The sequence below is a fragment of the uncultured Brachyspira sp. genome, assembly GCF_934747485.1.
Taxonomy (GTDB): Bacteria; Spirochaetota; Brachyspiria; order Brachyspirales; family Brachyspiraceae; genus Brachyspira.
In genome coordinates this window covers 1-13,218 of record NZ_CAKVGN010000073.1, presented here as the reverse complement: position 1 = coordinate 13,218, position 13,218 = coordinate 1, and the positions used below count along the sequence as shown (strand labels likewise).

General features: G+C 29.2%; 8 protein-coding genes. 5 read left to right on the top strand and 3 right to left on the bottom strand.

Annotation, left to right across the window (positions count from 1 at the left end; translation table 11 throughout):
* Positions 1-104: 104 nt before the first annotated feature.
* Positions 105-1,463 carry a magnesium transporter gene (gene mgtE / locus Q0H31_RS11295; protein WP_295298250.1) on the bottom strand — a complete coding sequence of 453 codons (1,359 nt, stop codon included), beginning with the start codon at positions 1,461-1,463 and terminating at the stop codon, positions 105-107.
* Positions 1,464-1,577: 114 nt separating this feature from the next.
* Here mgtE and pfkA point away from each other — a divergent pair, with 114 nt between their 5' ends.
* The 5 genes from pfkA to Q0H31_RS11270 all read left to right on the top strand — a co-directional run bounded on the left by pfkA (position 1,578) and on the right by Q0H31_RS11270 (position 8,645).
* On the top strand, positions 1,578-2,558 hold the full coding sequence (gene pfkA / locus Q0H31_RS11290) for a 6-phosphofructokinase (protein WP_295298248.1): 981 nt from the start codon (positions 1,578-1,580) through the stop codon (positions 2,556-2,558).
* A 19-nt stretch (positions 2,559-2,577) separates the two neighbouring features.
* The gene (locus Q0H31_RS11285) at positions 2,578-3,501 is read left to right on the top strand and encodes a WecB/TagA/CpsF family glycosyltransferase (RefSeq protein ID WP_295298246.1); all 924 of its coding nucleotides are present in this window, start codon (positions 2,578-2,580) and stop codon (positions 3,499-3,501) included.
* Between the two features lie 74 nt (positions 3,502-3,575).
* Positions 3,576-5,177 carry a murein biosynthesis integral membrane protein MurJ gene (gene murJ / locus Q0H31_RS11280; RefSeq protein ID WP_295298244.1) on the top strand — a complete coding sequence of 534 codons (1,602 nt, stop codon included), beginning with the start codon at positions 3,576-3,578 and terminating at the stop codon, positions 5,175-5,177.
* A 129-nt stretch (positions 5,178-5,306) separates the two neighbouring features.
* On the top strand, positions 5,307-8,201 hold the full coding sequence (locus Q0H31_RS11275; protein ID WP_295298242.1) for a methyl-accepting chemotaxis protein: 2,895 nt from the start codon (positions 5,307-5,309) through the stop codon (positions 8,199-8,201).
* A gap of 78 nt (positions 8,202-8,279) precedes the next feature.
* Complete coding sequence (locus tag Q0H31_RS11270) at positions 8,280-8,645, top strand: rod-binding protein (RefSeq protein ID WP_147731987.1); 366 nt, start codon at positions 8,280-8,282, stop codon at positions 8,643-8,645.
* Here Q0H31_RS11270 and Q0H31_RS11265 read toward each other — a convergent pair whose 3' ends face one another.
* Together Q0H31_RS11265 and ppdK are read right to left on the bottom strand one after the other, a co-directional pair.
* Positions 8,646-9,473, bottom strand: a complete 828-nt coding sequence (locus Q0H31_RS11265) for a histidinol-phosphatase (RefSeq protein ID WP_295298239.1) — start codon at positions 9,471-9,473, stop codon at positions 8,646-8,648.
* A gap of 426 nt (positions 9,474-9,899) precedes the next feature.
* Complete coding sequence (ppdK, locus tag Q0H31_RS11260; protein WP_295298238.1) at positions 9,900-12,965, bottom strand: pyruvate, phosphate dikinase; 3,066 nt, start codon at positions 12,963-12,965, stop codon at positions 9,900-9,902.
* Positions 12,966-13,218: the final 253 nt, after the last annotated feature.

Below are 13,218 nucleotides of genomic sequence, written 5' to 3'. Positions count from 1 at the left end.
TATGATACACCTATGCTATACTTTAAGAAATTAAGGAATTCCTAACTGCAATATGTCTGGCTCCTGTGCATTTTTATTTTTAAAAATGAAATCATTTCAGCATATTAATTAATTTTTGTGAGTATTATACTTGCTAATAATAAATATATAGAAGTACCTGTAATATCGCATATAGAAGTTACCAAAGGCACACTGCTTGTAGTAGGGTCTTTTTTTAATTTAATAAATATAAAAGGCAAACATAAGCCTATAAGACTTCCTATCACTACCACGCATATCATAGATAATGATACCACCAAAGCTATCATTAATCCGCCTCTATATATTGCAAGAAGCGAAACAGCCAAACTCATAGTAATGCCAAGTATAGAAGATATAGCAATTTCTTTAAAAAACATAAACAGCCAATCGCTTTTTTTTACATCTCCAAGTGATAAACTTCTTATTATAAGCGTAGAAGATTGAGCTCCGGCATTTCCTGCACTGTCTATTAGAAGCGGCAAAAAGAATATTAAAGAAACATATTTGCTTATAGTCTCTTCAAATATACCTATGAAATATCCAGAAAATATATTTATAAATACTAATATAAAAAGCCAAGTAATCCTTTTTTTGTATAGAGTTAATATTGGTGCTTGTTTAATATTTCCTGTAAAGTCATCGTCTATACTTATAGCACCTAATTTATGGAAGTCTTCAGTTTCTTCTTCTTCAGCGATGTCAAATATATCATCAATAGTAACAATTCCTATTAGAGCATTTTTTGCATCCACTACGGGTATGTATAGCAAATCATATTTCCTTCCAACAAGTACAGCCTCTTCTTGGTCTGAATATGCAGAAAGATATATGATGTCGGTATGCATAAGATTTTCTATAATATCTGTTTTTTTAGCAAATAATAAATCTTTTAATAAAATATAACCTAATAATATGTTTTTATTATCAACTATATATATAACCTCAAATGTTTCAGAGTCTTTACCATGTTTTCTAATATATTCTAAAGCCTGATTTACAGAGAAGTTTGGCAAGATGGATATATATTCTGTAGTCATTATACGGCCTACACTATATTCAGGATAAGCCAATAATTTTTTAGTGATATCCAAATCTTCTTTTTCCATTAAAGAAAATATTTTTTTATTTATTTCTTCCGGAAGTTCTTCAAAAAGTGAAGTTCTATCATCAGGACTCATCTCATGCATTAATTCTTCTATTTCTTTATCATTCATAGAAGATATTAATTCTTCTTGTTCATTAGCATCTAATTCTGCAAAAACTAAAGCAGATTTTTCTGTAGACAATAATCTAAAAAGAATGGTTTTATCTTTATTATTTTCTAATATACGCATTATGTCCACTATTTCTATAGGGTGCATATCATTTAGGATATATTTAAGTTTATCCCATCTTTTATTTTCTATGATGTTAATTATTTCAATATACTGTGAATTTATCATGTTAATTTTTTTCTTTTTTTGTGTATCAATTCTTTTATTATTAATATATAATATATAACAAAAAATAAGATAAATAATAATATAATTATATGTTTTATAAGGAGTTATTTCAATATGGCTGATATAAAGAAAATTGGAGTATTAACAAGCGGCGGCGATGCTTCAGGAATGAACCCTGCTATAAGAAGCGTTGTTAGAACAGCTATAGCTAATGGTTTAGAGGTAGTTGGTATAAGAGAGGGCTATCAGGGTTTAATGTATAATAATGTTTATCAGATGAATGCTGGTTCTGTGGGCGGCATTATTAACCATGGCGGTACAATTTTATTTTCTGCAAGATCTCCAGAGTTTCAAACAGAAGAAGGTATGAAAAAAGCAGCTGATAATATGAAATATAACGGAATAGATGCTTTAGTTGTTATAGGCGGCGATGGTACTTATAAAGGTGCTTTAGATTTTGCTAACCATCATGAGGAGTTTCCTGTTATTGGTATACCGGGAACTATAGATAATGATATATTCGGTACTGATTATACTATAGGATATGATACAGCTGTAAATGTTGCAATGGAGGCTATAGACAAATTAAGAGATACTGCTACTAGCCATGGAAGATGTTTTGTAGTTGAAGTTATGGGAAGACATGCTGGTTATATTGCTTTAGAAGTTGGTATAGCTTCTGGTGCTGAAGATATACTTATTCCAGAAACTACTACTGATATTGATAAAATAGTAGAAAACTTGCAAGTGGCAAAAAAGAGAGGTAAAAAATCTTCTATCATAGTTGTTGCTGAGGGTGATGAATCTGGCGGAGCTATGGAAGTAGCTAAACAAATAGAAGGTAAAACGGGTTTTGATACTCGTGTAACTATACTTGGACACATGCAAAGAGGCGGTTCTCCTACTTCTCGTGAGCGTCTTATGGCTGCAAGATTTGGTTATATTGCAGTTAAGGCTTTATTAGAAGGCAAGAGAAATGTTGCTGTTGGTATATGGAAAGGAGAATATACTTATACTCCTTTGGCTGATGCTGTTAAAAAAGTTCCTAAAGTTGATCCTATAGATTTAGAGTTATGCAGAACTCTTGCTATATAATTTTAGGACTTAATATTTTATGATAAATAAAAATTCTTTGTTAGGTGTTAGAATAGATACTTTTAACAATGATTTATATAATGCTTTAGGGCAATTAAAAGATGGAAATGATGTTCTTGTAGTAACATTGGATGTGCATCAATTATTAAGGGTGCGTTTTAATAAGAAATTAAAAAAAATTATAGAAAATGCTTCTTTAGTTATTGCTGCTCATCCTTCCATATCTAAAGCATATAAATTCATATATAAAGAAGAGTTGGAATATATTAAAGATTTTAATTTATTTTCTGATATATTGTCTTATATAGAACAAACAAAAATGACAATGTTTTTATTTGGCGATGAGGAGAAGTATTTTTTTACAATCACCGAAAAAATGAAAAAAATATATCCTGATATTAGCATACTTGGAACTTATCAAAATACAAAAAATAAATCAGAATTGGATAAAGCTTTTATTGGTTTTAAAAAGATGAATCCTGATGTATTTTTTATATATATGCCTTTTAAAAAGTCTTTATATTGGTTTAATGAAAATAGAGGTAAATTAGGTATGAAATTATGCGTGCCTATCTCAAGACCTTTGGACTGTTTTTGCGGAAAGAAAAAATCTCCAAATATGAAAGTAATTGAGGCAAATAAAGAGGAGTTTTTTTATCTCAAAAGAAATATTTTTAGGATATTTTTATATTTTGATTATATAAAGTTTTGGATATTGGTATTTTTTGAAAAGGTTTCTGTAAAGAGAAATAAGAAAAGAATTATAAAAAATGCTAAAAAAGAAGCTAAGATGGAAGCCAAGTTAGAAAAAATTAAGGCTAAAGAATTAAAAAAAGAGGAGAAGCAGGCTTTGAAAGAATCTAAAAAAGCTCTGAAAGAAGAAAAAAAAGCCCTAAAAAAAGAGAAAAAAACTTTGCAAAAAGAAGAAGATAAAAAAGAATAATTAATCAAATAGAATCTCAGTATTTTTCTTATTTTAATTAGTAATAGTTATATAATAGTAAAAGAGATAATTGTATGCAAGAAAAAAATGAGAAAATAAATACAAAAGAAAACATAGTAAAGTCAAGTTTAAAGATGTCTGTGGTAACTACTATAAGCAGAGTTTTTGGACTTGTACGCGACCAAATACAGGCTATTTTACTTGGCACAACATTTATAGCAGATGCTTTTGCTATAGGCTTTATACTTCCAAACCTTTTAAGGCGACTGTTTGCTGAGGGCAATATGGTTGCAAGTTTTATACCTGTTTTTACTGACCTTGAAAAAAATAAAGGTATTGAAGCTTCTAAAGTTTTTTTTAGGGCTATTTTTACACTGTTGTCATTAATACTAATATTTATAGTTTTTGTTGGAATAGTAATTTCACCTTTATTAGTAAAGCTGCTTTATAAATCGGCAAGCTATGAGGCTTATAGTTTGGCTGTTGATTTATCGAGAATAATGTTTCCTTATCTTTTGTTTATTTCACTTGCCGCTTTGATGCAGGGTGTATTGAATGTGAGAGGATATTATTCTATATCTGCTGCAAGTCCTATACTTCTTAATATTGTTATTATATCTTTGGCATTAATATTTTATTTTTTGCTTCCGAATGTTTTTGATAATATGTCTTATGTTTTTGCTTTGGCGGTGCTTATTGGAGGAATGGTGCAATTTGCTTATCAGATTCCTTTTGTAAAGAAGCTTGGGTTTAATTTTTTGCCTAATTTTAATTTTAGAGATAGTTATGTTATAAAGATGATTAAACTATTTGCTCCGGGTATATTTGGGGCGAGTATTTATCAGATTAATTTGCTTGTATCTACTGCTTTTGCTGGTGCTATTGGAGAGGGCAGGGTGTCAGCTGTTACTTTTGCTAATAGGATACATGAGTTTGTTTTGGGAGTTTTTGCTGTTAGTATAGCTACTGTTATGCTTCCTACTTTAAGCAAGTTAATAGTTAATGAAAAATATGATGAGGCAAAAGATACGCTTTCTTATTCTTTGAGATTGGTGGCATTAATAACTATACCTGCTACTTTTGGATTTATGATACTCGGTAAAGAAATTGTTGCTATGATTTTTCAGTATGGAGCTTTTTCAGAAAAATCTACTTTGCTTGTATCTAATGCTTTAAGATATTTATCTGTTTCGCTTTTTTTTGTGGCAAGCTATAGGATTGTTGTTCAATCTTTTTATGCTATGAAAGATATGAAAACTCCTGTATATATAGCTTTTTTTGCTTTTATTATTAATGCTGTCAGCAATTATTTATGTGTTTATATATTCCATTTTGATATTATAGGAATCTCCATTTCAAGCGTAGCAGCAAACATTGTTTCTTTTATTATATTATACATACTTCTTATGAAAAAAATGAATATGTCTTTCTCGCTTAATAGCGGCAAAATTAATACTGTTAAAACTTTATTTTCAAGCATTATTATGGCTATGGCAGTTTATTCTCTTAGATTTTATATTTTGAGAGATAGTAGCACAAGAATAATTTTTATAATAAAAGTATTCGTTGTTATATTTATAGGTGTTATAATTTACAGCATAGTTAATGTTGTTTTGAAGAATGAAGACTTTATTTCTATTTTCAATTTATTTAAAAAGAAAATAATAAAAAAATAGAAGTTTTTATAAATTATTGTATATTTATATTAATAAAAAATAAATATTTAAGGCTATCAAAAATATACTTGCAATATCCGACAATTTAAGTAATAATTTTGTAAGTAAAAAAAAATAAGGTTTCTATATATGAGTTTAAAAAATAAGGTACTTTTTTCTGTTATTTTAGTAGTTGCATTGTCTTTATCTCCTACTATTTTCATTAATAGCACAACAAATAGAAAAGCATTATATGATAATGCCATGACAGTTACGCAAAATTATTTCTATGATATAGTATCAACATTTAATAATATATATGCTACTACTTCTGTCGGCACGGTTTCATTATCAGATATAGCTACTGTATCTTATGAATTATATGATATTGGTAATGTGGAAAATCCTCAAAGCAGCCTTAGAGATATAATTTACAGATTTCATAAATCACAGCTTAATTTACATCATGTTATAGCAAATGGTATATATTTTGAACCTAATATTATATCAGAAAATGCTAATTTAAGAAATTTATATTCTTTATATTTATACGATGTTCCTGATGCCGGCACTATGGAGCCGCAATTTGGAACTATTATGGATAATTATGTAAATGAAGAGTTTTATTCTTTAGCAATTCCTAATAATTGGAATAGAGAAGCTAAAAGACCTCAAAATGTTTATTATTCTTCTCCATACTTAAAAAATTTAGATAAGCCTCAAAAAATAGTGTCATTTTCTTCTCCTATATATTCAACAGATAATACTAAGTTAATAGGTGTTTCTTTATCTGATGTTTCATTGGATATAGCACATGAAGTATTAACTAATATAGTAAAAACAGGACCTTTTAATACAATAATATATGACACAAGAAATAATAAAATAGTCTATCATGATAATCCTAAATATATATTAAGCAATGTAAATGATTTTAAGTGGTTTAATGCCGCTATAAATAATTTAGATATATCTACAAATACAATTATAAAAAATAATGTAATGATAGATGATGTGCCTTATCATATATTTGTTAGGCAGTTTAGCAGCGGCTTATATAATTTATTTATGTTTGTGCCTAGCTCATATTTCTCAAGTGTTTTAGACCAAACTAATAATACTATATTTGTTATTTTGATATTTGCTATTATTGTAATAATTGTTATATTAAGTATTACTATACCAATATCATTAAAACCTTTAGATAAAATATCGCATGAACTTGAAGAGGGTGTATTTAATAATAATATGTTTATTAACATTACCAAAATAAACTCAAAAGATTCTTTGGGATATTTGAGCAATTGGATAATAATATTTTTTGATATGGTTCAGCATGTATTCTCTACTGTATCAAAGACTTTATCAGTATTTAAGACACAAATTACATCATTAAAAAATAAAACTTCTGATATTTCTAATGTAGCAGGTTCTATGACTGAATCTGTAAACTTAATTGTAAATAATATATCTTCTCAGCAAACTGAGTTTAAAGCTGTTGAAAGCAGTAATTTAGAAATTTATAAGATAATAGCTTCAAACCTTTCTGAACTTATTTCTATAGACCAGATGACTAATGACCTTCAAATAAAGATTGATGAACAGGCAACAAGCTTAAATCAAATTAATTCTTTAACATTATCAATACAAAAAGATATGGAAGAGGTGTCAGATTCTGTTGGTAAGGCTAAAGATGAGTCTGAGGTAATGTTATCATTATCAAATGACAGCAAAGATAAGATATTAAAAACAGAAAGCATTACGAGAAATCTTGTTTCTTCTATTAGAGGTATATCAGAGTTTGTCAATTCCACAATAGATATTTCTCAGCAAACTAATATGCTTGCGATGAATGCAGCAATAGAGGCGGCACATGCGGGCGAACAAGGTAAGGGTTTTGCTGTTGTTGCTGAAGAGATAAGAAAATTGGCTACTACTACAAATGTTCAATCTGAGAAGGCTCATAGGATACTTAGAGAGATAGAAAAAGAGATGAACTTAATGATAGAGAAGATGTCTGAGAGAATGAATGTTATAGAAAATATGATATCTAAAGTAAATAATTTTGTAGATACTATGACTAAAGTGAAAAAAGTTGTAGATGATAAATATATAAGTACAAAAGATATGAATATTTCTATAGAGCGTCTTACTAATGCTATTAAAGATATTAAAGAACAATATACTTCTTTGCATAGCCGAATATCTGTTGCAAAAGATGATTTGGTTAATTTATCAGATTTCTCTAAGAAAAATGATGAAACTATGAAATTGGTATCTAAAAATACAGATGATATAGTAAGCAAAACACATGATATGAGTGAACGTATTAATGATGTATTTAATTTGATTAAAGAGATAGAAGTTCTTTCTAATATTTCCGGAGATTCTATTGATACATTAGATAAAGAGATGTCTTCATATGTTGTTAAGGATTTTGAAGAAGTTATTGCTGGAAAGATTAAGAGTATTAATGATGGTGAAAGGGCTTACGCTAAATATGCATTAGTAAAGAGATTTTATAAGTTTATGATAGAGACTTTTGGTAAAGAAAAAACTATTGCTTTAATTGCTAAAATGCCTGAGGATGCTAAAATTATATATAGCGATGTAAAGAAAGTGAAGTTTAAAAAGAAATTTATATTATCTAGTTCATTTTTCATGCCTATTAATATAATTATGAATGAATTTTATGATGGAAATACAGATTGTATAAGAGATGTTGCTAAATATGGTTTTAGAAAATGCAGTGTTTTAAATAAATTAAAAATAAAATTTTATAGAGGACGTAATTTAGCTGATTTACTTATTAAATTCAGCAATAAAAGATTTAAAAATATTAATATAGAAGTTGTAAAATCTGAAAAGCGAAAACTTATTTATCATCTATACTATTTCCCTAATTATGATCATATGATGGAAATATATTTTGATGAGTTAATTAATAATATATTTAGATATAGATATCCTAATTCAGCTAAAGTAGAAATTTCTAAATCTATTAGTAATGGTTATATTTATACTGAATATATTGTTACTTGGTAATAAAAAATTATATTAATAGGATTTATATATTTTCCGATAGTAATAATGGTGTATGCTTTTTTATAGAGGTGTAAATATATGAATATTACTGATAAATATAATTTGAGTATTGGAACTGCTAATTTAAATAAACTTAACAACACTAAAAAAGAGTATCAAAATTATGGTACAAAGTTTAGTGTAGAAAATACTTCTGAAAATGCTAATAAAGAGTTTCAAAAAAAACGCTTGAGAGAAGTTTCTGAAGATTTTGAATCTTTAATGATTAATCAAATGCTTAAAGAGATGAGAAAGACAGTTAATAAAAGCGGACTTGTAGACGGCGGTATGGCAGAAGAGATATTTGAAGATATGCTATATGATGAATATGCTAAAGAGTTCTCTAAAACTAAAACATTTGGTTTAGCAGAAATTATTTATAACCAAATGGAAAAATACGTTTGATTAGTTTAGAGTTATATCTTTAAATGAGTTATCTATAAGCATTTTTATTTTATTATATCCTAAGCTTTTTAATTTTTCTGCAGCTTCATAATAAAAATAATCTATAGTGTTTGCAGAATGGGCATCTGTGTTTATTGTAACAGGTATATTTAATTTTAATAATTTTTTTATAGTATCAGTATTTGGATAGTGAGCGTTTAAATTATCTTTATTCATTTTTCTTGTGTTCATTTCTACTATAGAGTTTGATTTCTCTATCACTTCTAATACTTCATTAAGCTTTTTTATATACCAATCTTCTTCTTCTGTAAAATATTCTTTATTAAAATTGTATTTTCTAATTAAATCCAAATGTCCTATAATATCTGGTTTTTGAGTATTTATCATATCTATTAGATTGTTATAATATCTCAATACCACTTCTTTAATACTGCCAAAATGTTTTAATGTGTTTTCAAAGTTTTGTTTTGATGCATCTATAGAAAAATAATTATTGCTATCATCTTTTATAAAATGTACAGAGCCTATTCTATAATCTAACATCATTTCTTTATATGTATTTTTATTTAAGTTTGAATAGTAGTCTGCTTCTATTCCTGAATATATTTGAATTTTATCTTTATATATTTCTTTAAATTTTTTTATATCTTCAAAATATTTAATTGTATTTTCTTTAGACATAGATGAACTGTCAAACGGCAAATAAGAATGCCCAGAGAAGCCCAATCTTATAAAGTTTTTTTCTATTGCGTATAATATATTTTCTTCTATAGAGTTTTTACCATCGCAGTAGGTGGTATGTGTGTGGAGATTTGATATATATTTCATTATTTTATTATATTTTATATTTTTCGTTTGTAAATAAAATTTTTAAGTTTAATTAAGTTTTTATATTTTTACTTCTTTCGGGGGCTAGCCCCCGCACCCCCAGTTCTTTTGTTGGCACAAAGAACCAAAAAGACTTCATTTTTTAGCTTAAAATGTTGGTATTACAATATAGTTTATACATATTCAAAAATATACAAAGCTATAGTATTTGCACTTTTTTGTTCTTTTGATGAAGTACGTACCGCGACTGAAAGGAGTCCTTCAGGGCGACCGAAGGAAGTGCCTGCGACTGAAAGGAGTACCTTTAGGTATGGGTGCGAGCTGCGGGAAAAAGAACAATAATAAAAATTGATAAACTTTTTAGTATACAATAAAAAAGCCTGCATGCTCATATGCACACAGGCTACAAATTATAAAGATAAAAGATTATTTTTTAGAGTTTGTTTTTTTTGATACTGCTTTTTTTACTTCTTTTTTAACAGTATTTTTTACAGCCTTAGCAACTTTCTTTATTTCTTTAGTTGCTTTTTTTACATCTTTTGAAGCTTTTTTTACTGTAGAAGCTACTTTTTTAGCATCTTTTTTAACCTCTTTCTTTACTTCTTTTTTTACAGCTTTAGCTACTTTTTTTACTTCTTTTTTGACACTTGTTTTTTTGTTTTTGGCAGAAGCATTAATTATACCTTGAGCAGCAGCAAGTCTAGCAATAGGCACTCTATAAGGAGAACAGCTTACATAGTTAAGCCCTATATCATAACAGAACATAACAGTAGCAGGGTCACCTCCATGCTCACCGCATATACCAACAGTAAGTTTTTTGTTAGTAGCTCTTCCTTTAGTAACGGCAATTTTTAATAATTCTCCAATACCCTCTTGGTCTAATGATTGGAATGGGTCTTTTTCGTATATTTCTTTATCAACATAATCTTTTAAGAATTTACCAGCATCATCTCTTGAGAAACCGCCTCCCATTTGAGTTAAGTCATTAGTACCGAATGAGAAGAACTCTGCTTCTGTAGCAATTTTGTCAGCAACCAAAGCTGCTCTTGGAACTTCTATCATAGTACCAACTTTATAAGAAACTTTATCTCCAACTTTAGCAAATACTTCATCAGCTATTTTGATAATTCTCTCTTTTATCATTTTAAGCTCTTTTAGAGTACCAACAAGAGGAATCATTATTTCAGGGTGAACATCTACACCGTTTTTCTTAACTTTAACAGCAGCTTCAATAATAGCTCTTGCCTGCATATCGTAGATTTCTGGGTAAGTGATACCAAGACGGCAGCCTCTGTGTCCGAGCATTGGGTTAAACTCATGTAGAGAATCTCTAATAGTTCTTAACTTTTCAAAAGAAACATTCATTTCATTAGCAAGCTCTTGTAATTGAGAATCTTCATGAGGAATAAACTCATGCAAAGGCGGGTCAAGAAGTCTTACAGTTACAGGATATCCGTTCATAGCAGTAAATATTCCCACAAAGTCTTCCATTTGCATAGGGAATAAACTATCTAAAGCATCATCATAAAGTTTTCTTGGCTCTTTATAAAGTCTTTCTAATTCTTCAACTAAATCAGCTTTACCTACCTTTTTAGCTTCTTCTAATTTTTCTCTTAATTGTTTCACTTCTTCAGCAACAAGTATAAGCTGTCTCACGCTCTTGATTCTGTCAGCATTGAAGAACATGTGTTCAGTACGGCACAAACCAATACCTTCAGCACCGAATTTCCTAGCAATTTGTGCATCATTAGGAGTGTCAGCATTAGTATGAACTTCAAATTTATTTTTTATTCTAATCTCATCAGCCCACTGCATAAGTTTTCTAAAGTCTTCAGACATATCAGCCTCTTTAGTAGTAACCTGTCCAAGCATTACCTCACCAGTGGAACCATCTATAGAAATATAATCACCTTCATGAACTATAGTGTCATTAACTTTCATTATTTTTTGATTATAGTCAATATCTAAAGCACTGCAGCCTGCAACACAGCATTTACCCATACCGCGTGCAACAACAGCAGCATGTGAAGTAGCTCCTCCCCTTGCAGTTAATATACCTTCAGCAGCATTCATACCTTTAATATCTTCAGGGCTAGTCTCTATACGAACAAGTATAACAGATTCGCCAGCCTCTTTCATAGCCTCAGCTCTCTCAGCAGCAAATACAGCCTTACCAACAGCAGCACCCGGAGAAGCATTTAACCCCTTAGCAAGAACTTTAGCAGTCTTTTTGGCATTAGGGTCAAACATAGGGTGAAGCAATTGGTCCAAATCAGCAGGATTAACTCTCATTAAAGCCTCTTCTTTGGAAATTATTTTAGCCTCAGCAAGTTCAACAGCAATCCTTACAGCAGCAGCAGCAGTTCTCTTACCATTACGAGTTTGAAGCATATAAAGTTTGCCTTCTTGTATTGTAAACTCCATATCCTGCATATCGCTGTAATATTTTTCTAATTGATTTTTATAGCTTACTAATTGTTTATAAACATCAGGCATAACCTCTTCAAGTGAAGGAAATTTAGCTTTTCTGTCTTCTTCGCTTATGTTATTATTTTTAGCCCATTCTTTACTTCCTTCTAATGTAATTTCTTGAGGAGTTCTAATACCAGCAACAACATCTTCACCTTGTGCATTAATTAAAAACTCTCCGTAGAATTTGTTTTCACCAGTAGAAGGGTTGCGAGAGAAACATACACCAGTAGCAGAAGTATCTCCCATATTACCAAATACCATAGCTTGAACGTTAACAGCTGTACCTAAAAGATTTCTTATATCATTTAATTTTCTATAAGCTTCAGCCCTTGGGTTGTTCCAGCTCCTAAATACAGCATTAATAGCATGCCATAATTGTACTTTAGGGTCATCAGGGAAAGCTTCGCCCATTTCTTGTTTATACATAGCTTTATATTTTTCTACTACAATTTTTAATTCTTCTACATCTAAATCAGTATCTTTAACTTCTTTTTCAGCTTTACCAATTTTTGGTGCGATAGCTTTTTTTCTTTCATCAAGTATCTCTTCAAATTTGTCATGATCAACACCCATAGCTACATCGCCGAACATTTGAATAAATCTTCTATAAGCGTCCCAAGCAAATCTAGGATTATTAGTTTTTTTAATAATTCCATTAACTACATTTTCGTTAATACCAAGATTAAGTATTGTATCCATCATACCAGGCATAGATATAGCAGCACCAGAACGTACAGATACAAGAAGAGGCTTGTCTGCATTACCAAACTCCATTCCCATAGCCTTTTCTAGCTTTTTGATGTTTTCATCAACTATCTTTTCTAGTCCCTTAGGGTATGATTTGTTTTTTGAATAGTAATCACAAACTTCTGTTGTAATTGTAAACCCTGCTGGAACAGGCACTTTACTTTCTGTCATTTGGGCAAGACCTAAACCTTTACCGCCTAATAATGCTTTTGTCTCTTTAGCCCCTTCAGATTTACCATTACCAAAGAAGTAAACCATCTTTTTTGTTGCCATGATAATCTCCTACTATTGTTATTTTTTTTTGATAGATTTTTTTACTTAGATTTTAAAAAATAAATTTTTTCTTATATATATAGTATAGTTTTATTTTTTTGCTTGTCAATTTTTATTAAAACAAATACTAAAAAAAGAAATATTTTATAAGATGCGTTTTAGAATGTTTTTTATTAAAATTTGTGCACAGGAGCCAGACATATTGCAGTTAGGAATTCCTTAATTTCTTAAAGTATAGCATAGGTGTATCATA

Coding starts and splice junctions, on each gene's coding strand:
- Q0H31_RS11270 (WP_147731987.1), top strand. CDS start 8,280: ATGAATATTACTGATAAATATAATTTGAGTATTGGAACTGCTAATTTA.
- mgtE (WP_295298250.1), bottom strand. CDS start 1,463: ATGATAAATTCACAGTATATTGAAATAATTAACATCATAGAAAATAAA.
- Q0H31_RS11285 (WP_295298246.1), top strand. CDS start 2,578: ATGATAAATAAAAATTCTTTGTTAGGTGTTAGAATAGATACTTTTAAC.
- pfkA (WP_295298248.1), top strand. CDS start 1,578: ATGGCTGATATAAAGAAAATTGGAGTATTAACAAGCGGCGGCGATGCT.
- Q0H31_RS11275 (WP_295298242.1), top strand. CDS start 5,307: ATGAGTTTAAAAAATAAGGTACTTTTTTCTGTTATTTTAGTAGTTGCA.
- Q0H31_RS11265 (WP_295298239.1), bottom strand. CDS start 9,473: ATGAAATATATATCAAATCTCCACACACATACCACCTACTGCGATGGT.
- ppdK (WP_295298238.1), bottom strand. CDS start 12,965: ATGGCAACAAAAAAGATGGTTTACTTCTTTGGTAATGGTAAATCTGAA.
- murJ (WP_295298244.1), top strand. CDS start 3,576: ATGCAAGAAAAAAATGAGAAAATAAATACAAAAGAAAACATAGTAAAG.